Source organism: Bacteroides sp. M10 (assembly GCF_014334015.1).
Classification (GTDB): Bacteria; Bacteroidota; Bacteroidia; order Bacteroidales; family Bacteroidaceae; genus Bacteroides; species Bacteroides intestinigallinarum.
On record NZ_CP060488.1, the window covers coordinates 2,937,899 to 2,960,290 of the forward strand.

Annotated in this window: 14 protein-coding genes and 1 tRNA gene; 7 read left to right on the forward strand and 8 right to left on the reverse strand. The window is 40.1% G+C overall.

The window, feature by feature from the left end:
- Window positions 1-52: 52 nt before the first annotated feature.
- On the reverse strand, window positions 53-4,378 hold the full coding sequence (locus H8796_RS10410) for a CusA/CzcA family heavy metal efflux RND transporter (protein ID WP_117934470.1): 4,326 nt from the start codon (window positions 4,376-4,378) through the stop codon (window positions 53-55).
- A gap of 211 nt (window positions 4,379-4,589) precedes the next feature.
- On the opposite strand from H8796_RS10410, the gene H8796_RS10415 reads away from it, so the two are divergent.
- Window positions 4,590-5,132, forward strand: coding sequence for a glutathione peroxidase (locus tag H8796_RS10415; RefSeq protein ID WP_117934468.1), 543 nt, complete (start codon window positions 4,590-4,592; stop codon window positions 5,130-5,132).
- On the opposite strand, the gene H8796_RS10420 is transcribed toward H8796_RS10415, so the two are convergent.
- The 3 genes from H8796_RS10420 to H8796_RS10430 form a co-directional block, all read right to left on the reverse strand.
- Complete coding sequence (locus H8796_RS10420; protein WP_117934466.1) at window positions 5,110-5,628, reverse strand: NUDIX domain-containing protein; 519 nt, start codon at window positions 5,626-5,628, stop codon at window positions 5,110-5,112. The two genes, H8796_RS10415 and H8796_RS10420, sit on opposite strands and share 23 nt — an antisense overlap.
- A 46-nt stretch (window positions 5,629-5,674) precedes the next feature.
- Window positions 5,675-6,895, reverse strand: coding sequence for an S-adenosylmethionine:tRNA ribosyltransferase-isomerase (locus H8796_RS10425; RefSeq protein ID WP_117934464.1), 1,221 nt, complete (start codon window positions 6,893-6,895; stop codon window positions 5,675-5,677).
- A gap of 57 nt (window positions 6,896-6,952) precedes the next feature.
- Window positions 6,953-7,027 (reverse strand) — tRNA-Pro (locus H8796_RS10430).
- Window positions 7,028-7,501: 474 nt separating this feature from the next.
- Here H8796_RS10430 and H8796_RS10435 point away from each other — a divergent pair.
- Window positions 7,502-8,371 carry an AraC family transcriptional regulator gene (locus H8796_RS10435; RefSeq protein ID WP_187343966.1) on the forward strand — a complete coding sequence of 290 codons (870 nt, stop codon included), beginning with the start codon at window positions 7,502-7,504 and terminating at the stop codon, window positions 8,369-8,371.
- A gap of 109 nt (window positions 8,372-8,480) precedes the next feature.
- On the opposite strand, the gene aroB is transcribed toward H8796_RS10435, so the two are convergent.
- Window positions 8,481-9,542, reverse strand: a complete 1,062-nt coding sequence (aroB, locus tag H8796_RS10440; RefSeq protein ID WP_117934442.1) for a 3-dehydroquinate synthase — start codon at window positions 9,540-9,542, stop codon at window positions 8,481-8,483.
- An 80-nt stretch (window positions 9,543-9,622) separates the two neighbouring features.
- Between aroB and H8796_RS10445 the strand changes: the two genes are divergently transcribed.
- From H8796_RS10445 to cls, 3 genes are all read left to right on the forward strand, one after another.
- Window positions 9,623-10,027 (forward strand): hypothetical protein, encoded by a 405-nt coding sequence (locus H8796_RS10445; protein ID WP_117934441.1) that lies wholly within the window; start codon window positions 9,623-9,625, stop codon window positions 10,025-10,027.
- 83 nt (window positions 10,028-10,110) lie between these two features.
- Window positions 10,111-13,038, forward strand: a complete 2,928-nt coding sequence (locus H8796_RS10450) for a TonB-dependent receptor (RefSeq protein WP_117934439.1) — start codon at window positions 10,111-10,113, stop codon at window positions 13,036-13,038.
- Between the two features lie 130 nt (window positions 13,039-13,168).
- Window positions 13,169-14,608: a cardiolipin synthase gene (cls, locus tag H8796_RS10455; RefSeq protein ID WP_117934437.1), complete on the forward strand. Its 1,440-nt coding sequence runs from the start codon at window positions 13,169-13,171 to the stop codon at window positions 14,606-14,608.
- A gap of 24 nt (window positions 14,609-14,632) precedes the next feature.
- Here cls and H8796_RS10460 read toward each other — a convergent pair whose 3' ends face one another.
- Genes H8796_RS10460 through H8796_RS10470 form a run of 3 tightly spaced genes read right to left on the reverse strand, consistent with a single transcriptional unit; the run spans window position 14,633 to window position 16,613 of the window.
- Window positions 14,633-15,166 (reverse strand): RsmD family RNA methyltransferase, encoded by a 534-nt coding sequence (locus H8796_RS10460; RefSeq protein WP_117934436.1) that lies wholly within the window; start codon window positions 15,164-15,166, stop codon window positions 14,633-14,635.
- Window positions 15,157-15,927, reverse strand: coding sequence for a DUF3822 family protein (locus H8796_RS10465; protein ID WP_117934434.1), 771 nt, complete (start codon window positions 15,925-15,927; stop codon window positions 15,157-15,159). Before H8796_RS10465 ends, H8796_RS10460 begins: the two co-directional genes overlap by 10 nt.
- Complete coding sequence (locus H8796_RS10470) at window positions 15,927-16,613, reverse strand: hypothetical protein (RefSeq protein WP_117934432.1); 687 nt, start codon at window positions 16,611-16,613, stop codon at window positions 15,927-15,929. Before H8796_RS10470 ends, H8796_RS10465 begins: the two co-directional genes overlap by 1 nt.
- A gap of 95 nt (window positions 16,614-16,708) precedes the next feature.
- Here H8796_RS10470 and H8796_RS10475 point away from each other — a divergent pair, with 95 nt between their 5' ends.
- Together H8796_RS10475 and H8796_RS10480 are read left to right on the forward strand one after the other, a co-directional pair.
- Window positions 16,709-18,127 carry an ATP-dependent RecD-like DNA helicase gene (locus tag H8796_RS10475; protein WP_117934430.1) on the forward strand — a complete coding sequence of 473 codons (1,419 nt, stop codon included), beginning with the start codon at window positions 16,709-16,711 and terminating at the stop codon, window positions 18,125-18,127.
- A 933-nt stretch (window positions 18,128-19,060) separates the two neighbouring features.
- The gene (locus H8796_RS10480; RefSeq protein ID WP_117934428.1) at window positions 19,061-22,387 is read left to right on the forward strand and encodes a TonB-dependent receptor; all 3,327 of its coding nucleotides are present in this window, start codon (window positions 19,061-19,063) and stop codon (window positions 22,385-22,387) included.
- The last annotated feature ends 5 nt before the right edge of the window (window positions 22,388-22,392 follow it).

Below are 22,392 nucleotides of genomic sequence, written 5' to 3' on the forward strand. Positions count from 1 at the left end.
TTATAATAATTATTATGGGTGATGGATGTCATTCAAAGTCCCAATTTCGTACCTACTTGAAAAGTTCATATTCTAAGGCAGCAATATTGTATTGGTAGACTGTTTCAATATAGCCTCTACGGATATCTCTGGCAGTAGTTATCGACTGTATATACTCGGCAATGCCTGTTTCGCTCTGCTGTAATTGCAGATTAGCCGCCTTTGTCAGTTCATCGGCCTCTTTTAAGGCAGAAGAGGTGTAATATCGTAAACTTTCGTTATATCTGCGGAGGGAAGCCTCTAGCTCGAATATTTTATTTCTTAGTTCCCGAATGTTGGCATCCGCTTGGATTTGTGCGGAAGTGGCAGATAGCCGTGCTTGTTTCACTTTGCTCTTTTGAGGTAGGAAATAGAGCGGGAAAGACACCCCAGCCATCCAGGCATTTAGATTTTTCAACGGGAGAATGTCCTGACGTGTATATCCCACACTGATTTCCGGGAAGAAATGGCTTTGTTCGATGTGAAGCATTGCTTTTGCTTCATCTGCCTGGCTTTGGAAGTAAGCGGTATGTGCTTCCGACAAACTTCCGTTCGAAATGCCGATATAGAATAGGGATAAGGTGGAATCGGCGGGAACAATCGGCTGGTTGGAGTAACAACTCCATTGAAAACGTGCCAATGCCATTTTCTCTTCTTCCTGTGCCTGAAACCTGCGGTTGTGCAGATCAGCAGCCATGGTTGTCATCATGTTCTTTTCAAGCAGGGTGATCTCTCCCTGTTGATAGCGTAGTTCTCCGATGCGTTGCAGTTCTTCCGCCATTTTGTCTTGATCTCGGTACATTGAACAGAGGTTGGTGGCATACTGGTAGTAGGCCCACGCCCTTTTCACCTCTGCTGTGATTTCTTTTTCCACCATCTGCCGATAATAGGTGTTTGTTTTCACTTGGCGGTTGACTAACGCATTCTTATAGAATGGAGTCAGAAGCGAGCCCAGATTTTGTTCGAAAGCCAGTTCCTTATCTTTTTTGTTTTCTCCGTTAAGTTGTCCCCAGGAATAGTTGAACGAAGTAGGAGTAGCTTCTATTATTTCTCCACGCGTAGCTTTGACCTGTTGAATAGCGTTATTGGCTATTTTTAGGCGCGGATGATTCTGTTTGGCTATTTCGATAGCCTGTTCGATGGTGACTGCTTGTGTTGGTTGAGCGGAAATGAAAGTGGGAAACAACAGGAGCAGGGGAGTCAATATGAAAAAAGGTCGGTGGAACTTGTTACCCGGACGTCTCCAGGTGACAAATGAATTTACAATTTTGTAGAACACCGGAATAATGAGCAAAGTCAGTACGGTGGAAATAATCAGTCCGCCGATTACTACTGTTGCCAATGGGCGTTGTACTTCCGCGCCGGCTGAAGTGGCGATTGCCATTGGGACGAATCCCAGAGAGGCAACCAGTCCTGTCAGGAACACAGGACGTAGCAGGTGGGGAATCCCTCTTTTGATAATCTGATTCGTACTCATGGAGTAAGTATTTTGTTTACGGAGTTCGTTGAAATGATTCACCATAAGGATGCCGTTCAATACTGCCACACCAAACAATGCGATAAACCCTACTCCAGCCGATATGCTGAACGGAAGTCCGCGTAGCCAGAGCGCGACGATGCCGCCGATGAGTGACAGGGGAACGGTTGAGAATACCATCAAGGTATAGGTGATGTTCTTGAAAGCAAAGAACAGTATCAATAGAATAAGCATTAATGCTACGGGAATGACTACCAGTAATGTATTGATGGCATTTTGCAAGTTTTCGAACTGACCGCCATATTCAAAGTAATATCCCGGTTTCAGTTGGATGTTTTTGTCCAGTGTCTTTTGAATGTTGGCTACAACCTGTTGTATATCCGCGTCCCGCACATTGACACCGATGACGATACGTCGTTTCGTTGCATCCCGGTTTATTTGCAATGGTCCGCTGACAAGGTCGATGCTTGCTACTTCTCCAACTGGAATTTGAATCCCTTCCGAAGTGCGTACAAACAATTTGTCAAGATTCAAATCGGCTACTTTATCCTGGTCAAGTCGTACTACAAGGTCGAATCTCCGTTCGTTTTCGAAGATTACACCTGTTGATTCTCCGGCATAAGCGGTTCGGATAATAGTGTTGAGTTCTTCTATGTTGATACCGTAACGGGCAATTTTGCTACGGTTGTATTTTACTACCAGTTGGGGTAATCCCATCGTTTGTTCAACGATGACATCGGCTGCTCCCGGCACCTTTTCTACAAAGGTGGCTGCTTCTTTGGCTTTTTCGTACAGTTCGTGCGTGTCTTCTCCATATAGTTTGATAGCGATGTCTGCCTTGGCTCCTGTCATCAGCTCATTGAAACGGAGTTGTATCGGTTGTGAGAAATTGAATTCTGCTCGTTCGGACAGCGGAGTGAGCGCTTCTTTCATCTTATCCACCATTTCGGCACGACTTCCCGCGCTTGTCCATTCTTTGAAAGGTTTCATAATAATCATCACGTCGGCGTCTTCTACTGCCATTGGATCAGTGGGAACTTCTGCCGTTCCGATTTTGGCTACGACATGTTTGATTTCAGGAAATTTGTCCATTAATGTTTTCTCTGCCAGGCGGGATACTTCAATACTCTCGGTCAGTGAACTTCCTGCAGGCAGTGTCATTTGCATGGCAAAATCTCCTTCATCCAAAGTGGGGATAAACTCTGCTCCCAGACGGGTGAAAAGGAATAGTGAACCTACCAATGCGGCAAAAGCTATAATGACGGTACGCCATTTGTTACGGAGACAGGTGTACAGACCATATTGGTATATCTTGTTCAACTTCTCAAAGAAGCGGTCGGCAAGTGTGGGTTTCACTACAATAGTATGCTTCAGGAAGAGCGATGCCATCATTGGAACATAAGTTAGCGAGAGAATTAAGGCTCCGATTATACAGAATACGAGTGTTTTGGCCATAGGTGTGAAGTATTTTCCCTCAATCCCGTTTAATGTGAGGATAGGGAAGAATACAATCAGGATAATCAATACTGCAAAAGTTGCGGAACGTGCTACACCAGAGGCTCCTTTTTCTACTTCTTTGTCCATTTCTTGGCGGGTCAGCGTACGGCCTCGGAATTGTTTTCCGTAAATATGGGCGAGAATACCCTCTAATATAACAATAGAACCATCTACTACAATACCAAAGTCAATGGCTCCAAGACTCATCAGATTGGCGGTTACATTGAATATACGCATCATGATAAAAGCAAAGAGCATCGCCAGTGGGATGACTGATGCGACTATCAGTCCGGCGCGAAAGTTCCCGAGAAAAAGGATCAGTACCAGAAAAACGATTACCGCTCCCTCAATCAGATTGTTGACAACCGTAGAGATGTTCCGGTTGACTAGTTCCGAACGATTTAGGTAGGGCTCGATACTGACTCCTTCGGGTAATAAATGCTGTATCTTTTCTACTCGTTTCTCAAGTTCTTGAGTCACGACATTTGCGTTGGCTCCTTTCAGCATCATGGCAATTCCACCGACACATTCACCTTCGCCATCTTTTGTCATAGCACCGAAACGCTTGGGAGAACCGAATCGGACAACTCCTACATCGCTGATGTGTACCGGAATTCCATTTCGGTTGGTAACCACAATCTGTTCGATATCCTTGATTCGGGTAATCATACCTTCCGACCGGATATAGTAGGCATTTTTCACTTTCTCAATGTAGCTTCCACCTGTGTTTTGATTGTTACTGCTAAGTGCTTCGAACACTTCACCAATAGTAATATTCAAAGAAAACAAGGCATCCGGGTCTACGGCTACTTCATATTGTTTCAGATAACCGCCGAAACTATTGATTTCTACAATACCGGGTATACCGGACAACTGGCGCTTCACCATCCAGTCTTGAATGGTACGGAGTTCCATTGCATCATATTTCTTCTCATATCCGGGAGCCACTTTCAGTATGTACTGGTAAATTTCTCCCAGTCCGGTAGTGATAGGCATCATCTCCGGTGTTCCGAGTTCTGTGGGAATTTCACCTGCTACGGTTTGTATTTGTTCATTTATCAGTTGTCGTGCATCGAGTGTGGGTACACTTTCTTTGAAAACGACCGTAACTACTGATAGACCGAAGCGGCTGACGGAACGGATATCTTCGACATTCATAATATTGCTCATCGCTATTTCGATAGGCATGGTGATGAGCTGTTCTACTTCTTGTGGCGCGAGTGTAGGGGATACAGTCACAATTTGTACCTGATTATTTGTAATGTCGGGCACGGCATCAATAGGCAGTGTCAACATCGCATAGATGCCTCCGATAAACAGGAAGAGAGTAGTGAGTCCTACAAACAGCTTCTTTTTAATTGAAAAGCGTACAATTGCTGTAAACATGATTCTCGTTGTATTATTATTTCATGCTACAAAATTACAGTCTATCTTCGTCCGTTATCATTAAGAATAAATGAAGCGGAAAGATTGTGGGGTGAAGTGACGGAATCACGGATTGAAATGCGTCAGACGATTGTTTTTTGTTTCACTGCCGAACAAACATTTTATTCTGTCTGCTCGTTTATTATAGAAACAAACTAAATGTATATTCACCATGAAAACATTCGTCTTGATGATGGTAAGTCTGTTGTTTGCCGTTTCTTTGGAAGCGCAGAACAAGTCTTTTTATGATTTTACAGTGAAAACGATTGATGGCAAAGACTTTCCTCTTTCTTCATTGAAAGGTAAGAAAGTGCTTGTGGTCAACGTAGCTTCTAAGTGCGGACTGACGCCACAGTATGCTCAACTGGAGAAACTGTATGAGAAATATAAAGATAAAGACTTTGTAATAGTCGGTTTCCCGGCAAATAACTTTATGGGGCAGGAGCCCGGAAGTAATGAGGAGATAGCTCAATTCTGTTCTTTGAATTACGATGTAACTTTCCCGATGATGGCTAAGATTTCCGTCAAAGGGAAAGAAATCGCTCCCCTTTATCAATGGTTGACAGAGAAGAAACTGAATGGTAAAGAAGATGCGTCGGTTCAGTGGAATTTCCAGAAATTCATGATTGATGAGAACGGAAACTGGGTGGGCTTTGCCTCTCCCAAAGAAAGTCCGTTCTCTGAAAAGATCGTTACTTGGATAGAGAAGGAATAAGAGAGACTTTCTGCAATTCGCTTTCGAAATTGGGAGTGAAGATCCCTTTTCCTAAGTTTTCTTTTATTTCTTCAATGGTCCAGAATCGTCCTCCATCCAGTTCCTCACTGGGATGGATCTCTCCATCGTAAACAGTCTTGTGAACAAAGACAAGTTCTTTTTCACGTTCGGACTCGAAAACATAATTAGTAAGTAGTTCAGGAATAAAGTCTGTGATGCCTAATTCTTCACGGACTTCTCTCTTTAGAGCGATTTCTACGCTTTCGCCCAAGTCGATATGTCCGCCTACGGCTGTATCCCATTTCCCCGGTTGGATGTCTTTCCATTCAGGACGTTTTTGCAAATACAATTCTCCACGGGTATTGAAAATATGAAGATGAACTACCGGGTGAAGCAGTTTGCTGCCGCTATGACATTCTCCACGAGTGGCCGCTCCGGTGATATTCCCCTGCTCATCTACGACGGGGAACATTTCTTGGTTATTATCGCTTAGCATAGTTCTTTTTTATTTGGTGAACAGAATTCTTCAGGATGCAGAATATTTATGGTATCAATAAAGAAGAATCTCCATAACTTAAGAATCGGAAATCATGTGCTAAAGCATAATCATAAATCGCACGCCAGTTTCCTTTAACAAAAGCTGAAACCAATAATAATAGGGTGCTTTGTGGCTGATGAAAGTTAGTAACCATCGCTTTTACTATCTTGTACTGATATCCGGGAGCTATGATAATTTGTGTGCTGGTATGGAGAGCTTCGAGCCCATTTCTATCGAGATAACCCAATATCTTTTGGAGAGCAACTACCGGAGGGATCTGATCGTATTTCTCATAGGGTTGCCACTGTTTGACGTGCAGTTCTTCTTCCGTAGCATCCGGATGATCTGCTAAAATAACTCCAATGAGATACAAACTTTCGAGAGTGCGTACAGAGGTGGTTCCTACAGCAATGGCACAGCCATCATGATCGATTAGTTTCTTAATCGTGCTCCGGTTAACCGATATATATTCTGTATGCATCTCATGACCTTCGATCTCTTCACTTTTTACAGGTTTGAATGTTCCGGCTCCTACATGTAATGTTAACTCTTCAAGATCGATACCTTTTTCCTGCAGTGCATCTAATACTCGCGGAGTGAAATGTAAACCGGCAGTAGGTGCAGCTACCGAACCTTTAATCTTAGAGTAAACGGTCTGATAAGTTTCCTTATCACTTTCTTCCGTATCCCGGTTTAAGTAAGGAGGAATAGGAAGTTCTCCGAATACTTCAAGAATATCGGCAAATGTCACTTCCGGATTATCCCATGAGAAATCTACCCAATGACTGGTTCCTTTACATTCTCCTCTGACGGCAGTCAATGTGATTGGAAATCCTTTGACGGTCATTTCCCGCTTTAACTCTCCGTCTTTCCATTTTTTCAGGTTGCCGATCATGCAGAGCCAAGCGGCATGTTCTGTCTGTTGGAAGTTCAATGCATAATCATTCGGCTGAATCGGTTCAAGGCAGAATACTTCAATCAGTGCCCCTGTTTCTTTCCGGAAATGAAGACGTGCCTGAATGACTTTCGTATTATTGAATATCATCAGACTGCCTTGTGGGAGATACTCGGGCAAAGAAGTGAAGATATCTTCACTTACCTCTCCACGACGGTATATTAAGAGTTTGGACTGGTCGCGGGTAGGCAACGGGAATTTTGCAATACGTTCATCCGGAAGAGGATAACTGTATTCACTGATATGTATATGTCTAGGATCTTCTTTCATTGTCTTCTAAAATAAAAAGAGGTTAGAACCCATTCGGCTTCTAACCTCTTTCACCAGTCGGGGTGACTGGATTCGAACCAGCGACCACACGCCCCCCAGACGCGTACTCTAACCGGGCTGAGCTACACCCCGAATTGCGGATGCAAAAGTACTGATTAATTTTTAATTAGCAAATAATCCGCTGAATTTTCTATATGATTTATGTTGATTTATGGCTATGATTCTGATTATTAGCCTTTCTTTGGGTTGTACAAATCCTTTTTTCAATAGGTTTGTCGATTATTGGATCATCTTTTGATAACTTTTTGTGTGATATTAGAAGTAGATATTAATAATTTTGCTTGAATTAGAAAACAATCTGCTTATTTGTCGTTTGAACGCACTAATTCTTTTCTTATCCTAAAAACACTATAAAAAGTAGGCCGGTATATAATAAAACTAAATAGAGAAATGACAAATGAACTAACAATCAGTAAGTTTGTTTATAAATTAATGCAAATAAAAGGTGTTTGACTTCCTTAGTATGATACTATATTTCCAATTTTGGTGTGTGGTAAATTAGGAAGTTATACATTTGTAAAAAGACTTAGTTTAGAAAGGTGTTAAATGTTAGACATTAAAAATAGAGAGACATTAGAGATATACGTCTTGGGTGACGATTTTAAATTTTATCAAAATCTGAAGTATCTTCCTCTGACTTCTTATCCTTCTAATAATCAATCAGCGTTGATTATATATTGTTTAAGTGGAAGGGCTAAAATTACAGTGCATGAAGATGTACACTGGATACAGCCGGAGGAATTGATTATATTACTACCCGGACAATTTATCTCATTTAGTGAGCCAAGTGAAGATTTCTCGACCGTTACGATGGTTATATCTACTTCACTGTTTAGTGACGCGTTAAGTGGTGTGCCCAGATTTTCTCCGCATTTCTTTTTCTATATGCGGACCCATTATTGGTATCCGCAGTCGGAACGCGATGTTCCCCGGATATATAATTATCTGGGTATGGTAAAAGATAAGGTTACTTCTCAAGATATGTATAGGCGGGAGCTGATTATTCATTTGTTGAGGTATCTTTATCTGGAACTGTTCAATGCTTATCAGAAGGAATCGACTTTGATGACTGTCCGTAGGGATACCCGTAAAGAAGAATTGGCAAATAAATTCTTTGGGCTTATTATGAAGCATTTTAAGGAGAATAAAGATGTAGCTTTTTATGCAGATAAACTGTGTATTACTTCCAAATACCTGACTATGGTAATCAAGGAAACAAGCGGGAAATCTGCCAAAGACTGGATTGTTGAATACATCATATTAGAGATCAAGGCTTTATTGAAAAATACAAGCTTGAATATTCAGGAAATAGCTATTAAAACGAATTTTGCGAATCAATCGTCGCTTGGACGTTTTTTTAGAAAGCATACAGGTATGTCGCTTTCACAGTATCGAATGAGTAACTTAGAACAATAGCGCGGGCAATTGTGCAACAATTGCCAATTATTTATAGGGATTGGGAAGAGAAAGGGAATGAAGTTTACTTCATTCCCTTTTATTATTATGTAATCTGTCCGGTGCCGGATTAAATTCCCATACATTCGCGATAGAAATCGAGCATCTCGAAAATAGTGTCCTGATTGGCAGTTTGATTGATGCAAATATCTCCGATATCCTTCAGTAGAGTGAAATTAATTGTACCTGAAGTATTCTTTTTGTCATGCGTCATGAATGCATATAGTTGGTCATATTTTTTGCAATCGAAAGTAAATACACCATAATTGTCCTTGATAAATTGGATCGTTTGTCTCATTTTCTCTTTCGGGAAATCTACTTTGAGATGAGAAAGATACAGTTCGCATACGATTCCCCAAGCTACTGCATATCCATGCAATACAGGGCGGTCCTCTGCCAGTGCCATGCTTTCGAATGCATGTCCCACAGTGTGTCCCAGGTTTAATGCCTTGCGGATCCCATGTTCAAAGGGATCCTGTTCTACGATATCTTCTTTCACTTGTACCGATTGGCCTACTAATTGTTTGAGAGCTGTATAATCAATATTAGAAGTATTGAAATTGAGTAATTCCACCCAATGTGCCGTATTGCTAATCAAACCATGCTTCAGCATTTCAGCATATCCAGAGAAAAAATTGTGTGCATCCAGTGTACGCAGGAATTCCGTTTCAATCAGTACGTTGTTTGCCGGAGCAAAGGCACCGATTTCATTTTTCAGACCGTTGAAGTTGATTCCTGTTTTACCACCCACTGATGCATCTACCATAGCCAGTAGAGTGGTCGGTATATTGATATAGGAGATACCACGTTTGAATGTAGCTGCGGCAAAACCTCCGAGATCCGTCACCATCCCTCCTCCAAGATTGATAAGCAAAGAGTGGCGGGTAGCTCCTTGAGTACTTAATGCCATCCAGACGGAGGCAAGCGTTTCCAGAGTTTTATGTACGTCTTCGGCTCCGATACAGATTTCTACAGCATCTTTCAGTAGACCTGATGCCTTTAAGGAAGGAAGGCAAAGACGCTGGGTATGCTCGTCTGTGAGGACGAATAATTTGTCATGCGGGCATAACTCAATGGCACGACCGAGGCTCGTTTCCAAGCTTTCGCAGAGAATAACTTCTTGTTTACTCATGATTCTTTTGCTTTTTTACTCTGCAAATGTATATAAAATATCTTTTTTTACTTACTTTTGTCTCATTAAAACATTCAATCATGAAAGCATTATTACCTGTATATTGTCGTCCTTTAGGATATGTGGTCTTGTTGGTAGCTCTGTTCATCCCTTTTATTCTGGTGATGCAGGGAGCGGTAACCGATACTAACTTGTTATTTTATAAAGAATGTACAAAGTTGCTGATGATGGCAGGGTGCTTGTTGATAATCTTTGCATTCAGTAAAAATGAGAGCCGTGAAACGGAGCAGATTCGTAATTCAGCTGTTCGTAATGCTATCTTTTTAACATTTTTGTTCGTCTTTGGTGGCATGTTGTGGCGTGTAATGCAAGGAGATGTGATTAATGTTGATACTTCCTCTTTCCTGACCTTTTTGGTTTTTAATGTGCTTTGTTTGGAATTTGGTCTTAAAAAAGCGCTTGTTGATCGATTCTTTAAAAGATAATTTTCTTTTCAATTAAACCTTTTGCGATTCGATTTGTCAAAAAGACATTGTTATTGCTACTAATATAATCGTAAATAAGGTAAATGAAAAGATTTTCAGCAGGGTTGGTGTTGATGTTGTTATGCACCTTCTCAATTTTTGCACAGAATAAGGTAATTACCGTTTCGGGACGTGTGGTGGAAGCCGACACAAAAGAGCCTGCAGCGCAGGCTACAGTTCAATTATTATCATTGCCCGATAGCGCTTATGCCGCTGGTATAGCCAGTAGTAACCAGGGATGGTTCACTCTCCCCAAAGTAAAAGCCGGGAAATATGTGTTGAAAGTTTCCTATATCGGGTTTCGTACCAAACTCGTACCAGTACAATTATCTGCTAATGCCACCGATAAAAAGATGGGAACCATTGCATTAGACCCGGATGCTGTTATGCTGAAAGAAGCAGTGATTACTGCCGAAGCTCCGCAGGTGACCGTAAAAGAAGATACTCTGGAATATAATTCGGCTGCTTATCGTACTCCGGAAGGAGCGATGCTCGAAGAGTTGGTAAAGAAACTTCCGGGAGCAGAGATTGATGATGACGGTAATGTCAAAATCAATGGTAAAGAAGTAAAGAAGATTATGGTAGATGGTAAAGAGTTCTTTGGGGGTGATGTGAAAACCGGATTGAAGAACTTGCCGGTCAACATGATCGATAAACTGAAAACATACGATAAAAAATCAGACTTGGCACGTGTCACCGGAATAGATGATGGGGAAGAAGAAACTGTTCTCGACCTGAAAGTGAAGAAAGGAATGAATCAAGGCTGGTTTGGTAACGCAAGTGTTGCCGGTGGTACAGAAGACCGTTACGGAAGTAACTTGATGTTGAACCGTTTTGTCGATAATAGCCAATTTTCTTTAATCGGTTCGGCCAATAATGTGAACGATCAGGGATTCTCTGGTGGAGGTGGTGGCCCTCGTTTCCGGAATAGCAATGGTTTGACTGCTACCAAGATGCTTGGAGCCAACTTTGCTACTCAAACTGATAAACTGGAACTAGGAGGTAGTGCCCGTTATAATTTCAGTGATCGGGATGCAATATCTACAAACTATTCGGAACGTTTCCTGCAAAATGGAAATTCGTACTCCAACTCAAACAGTAAAGGCCGTAATAAGAATACAAACTTCAATGCAGACTTCCGCTTGGAATGGAAACCGGATACATTGACCAATATTATTTTCCGTCCGAACGTTTCTTATGGAAAATCTAATAGCTATTCCATTTCCGAATCGGGTACTTTTAATGGAGATCCATTTAATTTGGTATCCAATCCTAATGATTTTCTGAACAAGGTTCTGTGGGGAAGCGCAGATGATCCATTGGAAGCTATTCGTGTCAATGCCAGTAATAGTGAGTCCAAATCTGAAGGTCAGTCTCTCTCTGCAAATGGTTCTTTGCAGGTGAACCGGAGATTGAATAATCAGGGACGAAACATTACCTTCCGTGGTACATTTAGTTATGGAGATAATGACAGTGAACAGTTTAGTGAATCATTAACGCGTTATTTTGATGAGGCAGCAAATAAAGCGGATGATGAACGTAAACAGTATACTACTTCTCCAACCAAGAGTTATGATTATACTGCCGAACTGACTTATAGCGAACCGATTGCGAGAGCCACTTTCTTACAGTTCCGCTATAAATTTCAATATAAATATAGTGAAAGCGATAGAAGTACATACAGTTTGATTCCTGATGCAGATAAAGGACAGGATTGGTTCTGGAATTTTGGTGATGGTCTACCTGAAGGGTATGAAGAGAATAAGGATAGAGATTTGAGTAAATATGCTCAATATAAATACTATAACCATGATATTAATGCAGGGTTGAATATTATCCGCGAGAAATATCGATTGAACTTTGGAGTGTCTCTGCAACCGCAGAATACTAGATTAGATTATAAGAAAGCTGAAGTAGATACTGTAGTAAAAAGAAATGTGTTCAATTTTGCTCCTAATGTTGATTTTCGTTACAGGTTCTCTAAAGTCAGCCAGTTACGTTTTACTTATCGGGGACGTGCAAGTCAGCCGAGTATGGAAAATTTGCTGGATGTAACCGATGATTCTAATCCGTTGAACATTCGTAAGGGTAATCCGGGATTGAAGCCTTCTTTCTCTCATTCTATGCGTTTATTCTACAATACCTATAATGCAGATAAACAGCGTGGCATAATGGCTCATGCAAACTTGAATATGACTCAAAACAACATTACTAATGCCACTACTTACAATCAGAGTACTGGTGGAGTAACAGTTAAACCGGAGAATATCAACGGAAACTGGAATGCGATGGGGATGTTTGGATTCAATACGGCATTGAAAGATAAGCGTTTCACTATAAACTCTTTCTCTCGCGCCAACTATACCAATGCGGTTTCTTACCTTTTCAATGACGATACCAAGATAAATGACAAGAACACCAGTACAACATTGACTTTAGGAGAGAATCTAAATGGAACTTTCCGTAACGACTGGTTTGAATTTACCTTGAATGGTTCAATCAACTATAACTTTGAACGAAACAAACTGCGTCCGGAAAATAACCAGGAACCTTATACATTTGGTTATGGTGCAAGCACTAATATCTCTTTACCTTGGAGTATGACGTTGTCAACCAATATAACTAATAACGCACGCCGTGGTTATCGTGATGCCAGTATGAATAAGAATGAACTTATCTGGAATGCGCAGATTGCCCAGAACTTCCTGAAAGGCAATGCTGCAACCATCAGTTTTGAAGTATATGATATTTTGCGGCAGCAATCCAATATCAGCCGTTCGTTGACTGCCGATATGCGCTCTGTTTCCGAGTATAATGGAATTAACAGTTATTGTATGCTTCGCTTCTCTTATCGCCTGAATATTTTTGGAAATAAAGAAGCTCGTGGCAATATGCGTCATGGTGGTTTTGATGGTGGTGGCCCACGTGGTCCGCGTGGTGGAGGCTATGGTGGCGGCAGACCACACTTCTAAATCAAGATAACAGATTTAAATGGAAAATAAAGTCCCGGCACAACATTCAATGTTGTCACCGGGACTTCTTTGTTAATCCGATAATTTACTCTATATTTGTTGTTCAGTATCTGTATGAAAGGAGATTCCTATGATTGATTGGAACTATGTGCTTAGCCAGATAGCAACAGTAGCTTTTGATATTCTTTATTTTGGAGCCATTATCGGTACGATTGTCATAATCATTCTTGACAACCGGAATCCGGTTAAAACTATGGCATGGATACTCATATTACTTTTCTTACCTATTGTCGGGCTCGTCTTTTATTTTTTCTTTGGTCGGAGCCAGCGTCGTGAGCGCATTATCGGACAAAAAAGCTATGACCGCCTATTAAAGAAACCAATGGCCGAATATCTGGCGCAGGATTGTTCAGATGTTCCCTATGAATATTCCCGTCTTATTCAGCTTTTCCAGCAAACGAATCAGGCATTTCCATTTGAGGGAAATCGTGTGGCAATCTATACGGAAGGATATACCAAACTCCAATCATTATTGCGTGAGCTACAAAAAGCGAAGCAGCATATCCACATGGAATATTATATCTTTGAGGATGATGCTATTGGGCGTCTGGTCAGAGACGTACTGATCGAAAAGGCTTCTCAAGGAGTTGAAGTGCGGGTGATCTATGATGATGTAGGTTGCTGGCATGTGCCTAACCGCTTTTTCGAAGAAATGCGTAATGCCGGCATTGAGGTCAGAAGCTTTTTAAAGGTACGTTTTCCCTTATTTACCAGTAGAGTGAATTACCGGAACCATAGAAAGATTGTTGTCATTGACGGGCGTGTGGGGTTCGTTGGGGGAATGAATCTGGCAGAACGCTATATGCGTGGTTTCTCCTGGGGAATTTGGCGTGATACGCATATCATGCTGGAAGGTAAGGCTGTGCACGGTTTGCAAACGGCTTTCCTGCTCGATTGGTATTTTGTAGACCGCACCCTGATAACTGCTTCCCGTTATTTTCCAAAGATTGATTCTTGTGGAAACTCTTTAGCGCAAATTGTCACGAGTGAACCTATCGGACCATGGAAAGAAATCATGCAGGGCTTGACGGTTGCCATTACCAGTGCAAAGAAATATTTCTATATGCAAACCCCTTATTTCTTGCCTACAGAGCAAATATTAGCTGCTATGCAAACAGCTGCATTGTCTGGGGTAGATGTGCGCTTAATGCTGCCGGAACGTGCTGATAATTGGATTACTCATCTTGGATCACGTTCTTATTTGGCCGATGTGATGCAGGCAGGTGTTAAAGTTTATTTTTATAAAAAGGGCTTTCTGCATTCTAAACTTATGGTTTCAGATGATATGCTTTCCACAGTAGGATCTACCAATGTCGACTTTCGTAGCTTTGAGCATAACTTTGAAGTGAATGCTTTTATGTATGACGTAGAAACAGCTCTTGAAATGAAAGAAATATTTCTTCAGGACCAGCGAGAAAGTACACAAATCTTTTTAAAGAATTGGGTTAGACGTTCGTGGAGACAAAAAGCTGCGGAGTCTATCGTGCGTTTATTGGCTCCGCTACTTTAATAGTGATGAGATTGATTGGAGAACTTATCTGAACAGTGAGAAGTTTACACTTCCATACACTCTTCTCTCTATGAAATGTGGATTTTCCTCGAAGTTATTATCTTTTCCGTGCTCCAGTACCAATAATCCTCCCTCTTTGAGAAGATTGTTCTGGAAGATTAATTCGGGTATTGTTTCCAATTCTTTTAATGCATAAGGAGGATCGGCAAAGATGAAGTCGAACTGTTCGCGGCCATTCTTGATAAATTTAAATACATCTCCGCGTATTGGTAGACACTTATCTGTTTGCACCTCTTTCATGATTTTGCAGATGAACGAGTGATGCGCAGGCTCTTTCTCAACGCTAATAACCCGATCACATCCGCGGGATACCAGTTCGATACTAATACTTCCGGTTCCGGCAAACAAGTCAAGAGCCGTGACTCCTTCTTCAAAATCGATGTAGTTATTGAGTACATTGAACAGATTTTCTTTGGCGAAATCTGTTGTAGGACGTGCTTTAAATGTTCGGGGCACGTCGAATCTTCTTCGTTTGTAAATACCGCTGATTACTCGCATGTTAATAAGGCTTGCATGTCAATATTAGTTGCAGGATTCATGATGAATACCTGTAAGATAAACTTTTTCAGTTCGCTCATTAAAATTTCTTTCTCGGAAAGTGTTCCTGTTAGATGTAGCTCATCTCGTTCCTGATCAAATTCCAGTTGCTTCCAAGCGTACAATAAATAGTAAATACGGTCTTCTGTATGCGTGCATTCAAAAGAATTGGCCAGAAGTAGATGACCTCGTTCAAAGCAATAGATATCAATACCGTCTTTGCGTACAGAAGCATACATCTTCTTACTGTTTCCTAATCTGCTTTTTACAGAAAAATAATCGATAAACGGAGTAGATTGAGAATAAAAGCGAGCTTCGGGATATTGTTCATTCAAAAAGATCTGTGCACTTTTGTCTATACAGAAAATGACAGCTACATTATTCTTTCTTAGAATATTGTAGAGTACCGTTTCGTTTTCTCTTTTCTGATGATTGTGATAAAATAGAAGTTCCGCCTGTTCCTCTTCAAACAAGTCTAATGGCACGATTGTAAAACGTTTGCTTGCCATCATAATGTTTACCCGTTTGTAAGGATGATTGAGGAAGTCTGATTCGTGGAAGACTGCCTTTAGATTTGCTGTTAGGGATAGAGATGCATCTATCTCTTTCTCTATGATTGAAAGCGAATCGTCATGAATCGGGTTATAGATAGAAAAAGAAAATCCATCCGTACTAAGACGGATGGATAAAGTATATTGTTTTGATTTAGTAAAATCAATCATTATTCCCAGTTACCAGCACCATTGTTCGGAGTATCGATAGAACCTACCATCAAACCGCAGTATCTACCCAATTTGCTCTGAACATCTTTTAAATTAATAATTTCTTGCTTGTCAAGTCCGTCCAAATAAGTTTCATACGGAGCCTTTACTTCGAATAAGTATACAGGAGCACCGGATTTAGCAGTATCGTTTCTTACATTCATTTCGAATTGAGCACCGCCTCCGTAAGGGATGTATCTCATAGAATCCGGGTTGAATCCTTTCGGGAAAATAGTATCCATAACAGCTACCCACATAGTGTCACGTTTGAAGTTTTCAAGTCCCCATTTCTTAACTTCATCATATTTGCCTGTCTTCTTTGCTTTTTCGATGATAGCCATAGCTTTCTTTTCAGTCAGTCCGTCTTCCAATTGTTTGTCGGTCAACATTCCCATCTTCATAACGAACGGCAATTTTTGATTTTTAACGAAGTCGATCAATGTGTCAAATTTGTCTGTATACATTCCGCGGTGCAGCGTACGGTATTCCTGCTGTGCCTTACGGATGTCGATCAAACGGGCAATGACTGCTTTTTCTCTGTCTTTTTTAGCGTTTTCAAAATTGATAGGACCCATAATGCTGGTGTAGCAGATGTAAATCAGTGCAGCAGCACAAAGCACCAATACAATATTAAATACTGTTTTCATGATAAATTATGTTTTTAGTTGTTATATTCGCATCGCAAAAATAGAATAAATAAATTTAAATACGATAGTTCCTCGAACTTTTTTCTCGTACAAAAATGATAAATAACTATTTAGAAAGGCAAATTAAGGAAAATTTTCCTTATCAGCCAACTTTAGAGCAGGAAATTGCTGTAAAATCTCTTTCAGAGTTTCTGCTGTCCACACTGGCGGATGAAGTCTTTATCTTAAGAGGTTATGCCGGTACCGGTAAAACGTCATTGGTAGGGGCATTGGTGAAAACCATGGATCAGTTGCAGCAGAAATCTGTATTGTTGGCTCCTACAGGACGTGCGGCAAAGGTTTTTTCAGTGTATGCAGGACATCCGGCTTTCACTATTCATAAAAAAATATATAGGCAACAGTCTTTTTCGAATGAGCTTAGTAATTTTTCAATTAATGACAATCTGGCTACAAACACTTTATTCATCGTTGATGAGGCTTCCATGATTTCAAACGAAGGACTGTCGGGGAGTGTGTTTGGAACAGGTCGTCTATTGGACGATTTGGTACAATTTGTTTATTCGGGACAGGGGTGTCGTCTCTTGTTAATGGGTGATACCGCGCAGCTTCCTCCAGTAGGAGAGGAGTTAAGCCCGGCACTTTTTTCCGATGCATTGAAGGGATATGGACTTGAAGTACGTGAGATTGATCTTACTCAAGTAGTCCGTCAGGTGCAGGAATCCGGAATATTATGGAATGCCACACAGTTGAGGCAATTGATAGCAGAGGATGATTGTTATTCTTTGCCTAAGATAAAAATAGCAGGCTTTCCTGATATTAAACTGGTACCGGGAACTGAACTGATAGAGGAACTGACTAATTGTTACGATCATGATGGTATGGATGAGACGATTGTTGTCTGTCGTTCCAATAAACGTGCAAACCTATATAACAATGGAATACGTGCTCAAATTCTTTGGCGTGAAGATGAATTGAATACAGGAGATATGTTGATGATAGCCAAAAATAATTACTATTGGACAGAGAAATATAAGGAGATGGATTTTATAGCGAATGGCGAAATTGCAGTTGTCCGGCGTGTTCGTCGAACTCGTGACATATATGGCTTTCGTTTTGCGGAAGTCACTCTCCGTTTTCCTGACCAGAATGATTTTGAATTAGATGCAAATCTATTATTAGATACTCTACATTCAGATTCACCTGCATTGCCAAAAGAAGATAATGACCGATTATTTTATACAGTACTTGAGGACTATATAGATATTCCAATTAAAAGAGATCGGATGAAAAAGATGAAAGCCGATCCGCATTATAATGCATTGCAAGTGAAATATGCATACGCAATAACTTGTCATAAAGCGCAAGGCGGGCAGTGGCAGAATGTGTTTTTAGATCAGGGGTATATGACGGATGAGTATTTGACTCCGGATTATTTCCGATGGTTGTATACAGCGTTTACTCGTGCGACAAAAACATTGTATTTGGTGAATTATCCGAAAGAACAGGTGGAGTGATTAAGATGTTTTTATCTCAAAACTTTTTTAAAAGTCCTTCATTTTTCATATACACATCATGGAGGATTTATTTATAGACCTTCTTATTACAAACTTACTTTTTATATTGAGATATTGCAACTTTATTATTAGATGTTATAGAATAATTCTCCATTTCCATTTGTAACATTGATTGTTGCTTCGTTCGAATATTCAAGTCTGGTAATAAATTCGATGCTTTCTTTGTCTAGTTCCAATATGTCGGTAGCATAAAAACACTAACAGACAGTTTACGGAATCTTCCGTCTTTGTTTCATATTATAATTATTGTTCCAACATTTTGAAAACCTTCTATTTGGGTTCCACTGTTTTCTATTGTAGTTTGGGCAATATACAGATTTAGTGAAGATACGTTGTACTCACCACCTCCTTGTGTAATACTGATAGTCGCCTTATTCTCGCTACCAATCTTTACTTTTATATTTTCCTGTTTTATTTCTAATTTAGAAATTGGTTCTGTTGTAATTCCCTCCTGTTTGTCATCATTACATCAACCCTGCAAGGAGAAGGATAGGCATAACCATTAATAACTTATTTATCGTTTTCATATCTTCAGTTTCATTTTAATAAGTTTATTATTTTCAGTCTTTGAGAGATTTGATACTGTCGAATACTAGTTCTTCATCCTAGAAAGAGCGAGCTATTCTTTGCATAGTCGGTAATTGCACTGTTTCAAAATTGCTTCAGTTGGAGGCCATAGTAAAAATCATGTGTGAACCGTAAGCATTGGCACGCATACCCCGCAAATTATTTTCTCTTGGAAAAGATTTTTTTTAAAAAAAAGATAAATCGGACTAAGTGTTTATTATTTTAGCATTGTTTTATTAACAGAGGAGGGGAAGTCGACACCATTCTTGAGAGTTTAATAAAATGTATAACCATTAAATAAAATGTATGGAAAGCAAACATTCGCTTCGAAACTCGAAGTTATTTCGGGCTTTATTAGTCTTTTTGTTTTTGGCAGTTCCTGTACAATGGGCTATGGCGCAGTTGACCTTATCAACTCCCCGTACAACTTTAGGCACTGTAATCAAGCAAATTCAATCACAATCAAAGTATCAGTTTTTTTATAATGACAAACTTTCAACCATTACGGTTGAGCCTCTTAAAGTGAAGGACGCTTCTTTGGAGCAAGTATTAAGTACACTCCTTAAAGATAAAGCAGTCTCTTATAAAATAGAAGAGAATATTATTTATTTATCTGAAAAGGGGGATTCTAATCCAGTACAACAGCAAAGTGGAAAAGAACGTACTATAACCGGACAAGTATTGGATTCTAAGGGTGAACCTCTAATTGGTGTTAGTATCTTAGTAAAGGGAACAACAGATGGAGCTATTACGGATTTAGATGGTAATTATAAAATAATCACAAAAAGTAATAATCCTATTATTGTTTATTCTTATATTGGCTATAAGACACAGGAGGTGCCTTTAAAAGGGCAGACCTCTATCAATATTACGTTGATGGACGATACACAAGTGATTGATGAGGTTGTAGTTACAGCACTAGGTATCAAACGTTCAGAGAAAGCTTTGAGTTACAATGTAACACAAGTAGATGCCGAATCGGCTTTGGCTGTAAAAGATGCAAACTTTATCAACTCTCTAAATGGAAAGGTCGCAGGTTTGAACATCAACTCTTCTTCTTCCGGTATTGGTGGTGCAAGTAAGGTTGTTATGCGTGGATCAAGAGGTATTGAACAATCTTCCAATGCACTTTATGTAATTGACGGTATTCCAATGTATAATTTAAGTGCTTCAGGTGGTTCTGAAGAATTTCAATCACAAGGTTCCACAGAAGCTATAGCAGATATTAATCCGGAAGATATTGAATCAATGTCGGTCTTGTCCGGAGCTGCTGCTGCCGCATTGTATGGTAGCAATGCTGCCAATGGTGCTATTGTAATTACTACAAAGAAAGGAAAAGTTGGACGTGTATCTCTGACAGTATCCAGTAATACAGAAATGTTATCCCAGTTTGTTATGCCGGAATTCCAAAATCGTTATGGCACATCCGGCACAGATGCCAGTTGGGGAAAGAGACTGAACGATGCCAATTACTATGGATACGATCCTGCAAGTGATTATTTCCAAACAGGACTTATCGGAACAGAGTCTGTAACACTTTCTACCGGAACTGAACACAATCAGACTTATTTGTCTGCTGCTGCGGTTAATTCACGTGGAATTATTCCCAATAATAAGTATGAACGCTATAACTTTACATTCCGTAATACAACTCTTTTCCTAGATGATAAAATGAAGTTGGATGTGGGGGCTCAATATATTATGCAGAAAGACCGTAATATGGTAAACCAAGGTATCTATGCCAATCCATTGGCTTCTGCTTATTTATTTCCACGTGGTAACGACTGGGAAGATTATAAGATGTATGAACGTTATGATTTAGAACGTAACATGTATACTCAATACTGGCCGCAAGGTGGTGGTTCTTTTCGTTTACAAAATCCTTACTGGATCAACTACCGTAACTTGCGCGAAAATGACAAAGACCGTTATATGTTGAGTGCAGCTTTGAGTTATGATATCTTAAGTTGGTTGAATGTAGCCGGGCGTGTACGTTTGGATAATTCCTATAACACATATACACAAAAATACTATGCTTCTACTATTGAAACCATAGCTGAAGGTAAAAATGGTTTTTATGGAGTAACAAATACGCGTGACAAACAAACATACGCGGATTTGTTGCTGAATATTAACAAGACATTTGGAGAGGATTGGAGCCTGACTGCCAATATTGGTGCTTCCTATTCCGATAATCGTTCTGAAGCTCTTGGTGTCAGTGGACCGATTGCCGCAAACGGTCTTCCTAACTTTTTCACTGTTGCCCAATTGGATAAGGATACAGGTAAACGTGAGGAAACCGGTTATCGTGAACAGACTCAATCTATATTTGCATCAGCGGAAGTTGGCTATAAGAGTACCTATTATTTAACTCTTACCGGACGTAATGATTGGCCGAGCCAACTGGCGGGCCCGAACTCAAAACAAGCATCTTTTTTCTACCCGTCAGTAGGTACTTCTATTGTTCTGTCAGAGTTGTTTAAGTTACCTGAAAGTATTTCTTACTTGAAATTACGTGCTTCATGGGCATCTGTTGGTCTACCCTTCGGGCGTTTCTTAGCATATCCGACTTTCTCTTGGAATACTTCTACCGGAGCATATTCTTCTCAATCTGCATATCCATTATATGATTTGAAACCGGAAAGAACAGATTCTTGGGAAGTTGGTCTTACTGCACGCTTTCTGAAAAATTTCAATTTGGATGTTTCATTCTACAATACCAAGACTTATAACCAGACTATGGATGCCAAACTTTCTCCAACAGGAGGATACAGCACTTTTTATGCACAGACTGGTAATGTACGCAACCGTGGTGTAGAACTCTCTTTGGGTTACAAAAATACATGGAATAAATTTACATGGAGTTCGAATTACACATTCAGCGCCAATAAAAACAAAATATTAAGCTTGATTGACGGGTATATAAATCCTGTGACAGGTGAAGAGATTACAAAAGACCGAATGGATGTAGGTGGTTTATCAAAGGCCCGGTTTATTTTAAAAGTAGGTGGTTCTTTGGGTGATCTTTATTCACAGTCCGACTTACTCCGCGATTCGAATAATAAGATTTATGTAAATGAAGATGGAAATGTGACAGTAAACGATAAGGTTGATGACATTTATCTAGGTTCTGTCTTCCCAAAAGCTAATATGGCATGGCGTAATGATTTCCAATATGGCAACTGGGGGCTTGGCTTCTTGTTAACAGCCCGTTTGGGAGGTGTTGTATATTCTGCAACCCAAGCCGTACTTGATTCCTATGGTGTGTCTGAAGTAACAGCGGCAGCCCGCGACAATGGTGGGGTTGTGATAAATGGTAATGATAGAATTGATGCACAAAAATGGTATTCAGTAGTCGGTGCTGACAGTGGTATTCCTCAATACTATACGTATAGCGCCACTAACTTGCGTCTGCAAGAAGCTTCAGTAAGTTATACCATTCCAAGAAAAAAACTGAAAAACATAATGGATATAACTCTTTCATTAGTAGGACGTAATTTATGGATGATTTACTGTAAGGCTCCTTTCGATCCGGAGTCAGTGGCAACTACAGGTAATTATTATCAAGGAATTGATTACTTTATGATGCCTAGCCTTCGTAGCGTAGGATTCAATTTGAAACTTAAATTCTAAAAACT

Bases quoted from the DNA above. Each gene is read 5' to 3' on its own strand.
- H8796_RS10470 (WP_117934432.1), bottom strand. From the start codon at position 16,613: ATGAAAACAGTATTTAATATTGTATTGGTGCTTTGTGCTGCTGCACTG.
- H8796_RS10465 (WP_117934434.1), bottom strand. From the start codon at position 15,927: ATGATTGATTTTACTAAATCAAAACAATATACTTTATCCATCCGTCTT.
- H8796_RS10445 (WP_117934441.1), top strand. From the start codon at position 9,623: ATGAAAGCATTATTACCTGTATATTGTCGTCCTTTAGGATATGTGGTC.
- H8796_RS10425 (WP_117934464.1), bottom strand. From the start codon at position 6,895: ATGAAAGAAGATCCTAGACATATACATATCAGTGAATACAGTTATCCT.
- H8796_RS10460 (WP_117934436.1), bottom strand. From the start codon at position 15,166: ATGCGAGTAATCAGCGGTATTTACAAACGAAGAAGATTCGACGTGCCC.
- H8796_RS10410 (WP_117934470.1), bottom strand. From the start codon at position 4,378: ATGTTTACAGCAATTGTACGCTTTTCAATTAAAAAGAAGCTGTTTGTA.
- H8796_RS10475 (WP_117934430.1), top strand. From the start codon at position 16,709: ATGATAAATAACTATTTAGAAAGGCAAATTAAGGAAAATTTTCCTTAT.
- cls (WP_117934437.1), top strand. From the start codon at position 13,169: ATGATTGATTGGAACTATGTGCTTAGCCAGATAGCAACAGTAGCTTTT.
- aroB (WP_117934442.1), bottom strand. From the start codon at position 9,542: ATGAGTAAACAAGAAGTTATTCTCTGCGAAAGCTTGGAAACGAGCCTC.
- H8796_RS10480 (WP_117934428.1), top strand. From the start codon at position 19,061: ATGGAAAGCAAACATTCGCTTCGAAACTCGAAGTTATTTCGGGCTTTA.
- H8796_RS10420 (WP_117934466.1), bottom strand. From the start codon at position 5,628: ATGCTAAGCGATAATAACCAAGAAATGTTCCCCGTCGTAGATGAGCAG.
- H8796_RS10435 (WP_187343966.1), top strand. From the start codon at position 7,502: ATGTTAGACATTAAAAATAGAGAGACATTAGAGATATACGTCTTGGGT.
- H8796_RS10415 (WP_117934468.1), top strand. From the start codon at position 4,590: ATGAAAACATTCGTCTTGATGATGGTAAGTCTGTTGTTTGCCGTTTCT.
- H8796_RS10450 (WP_117934439.1), top strand. From the start codon at position 10,111: ATGAAAAGATTTTCAGCAGGGTTGGTGTTGATGTTGTTATGCACCTTC.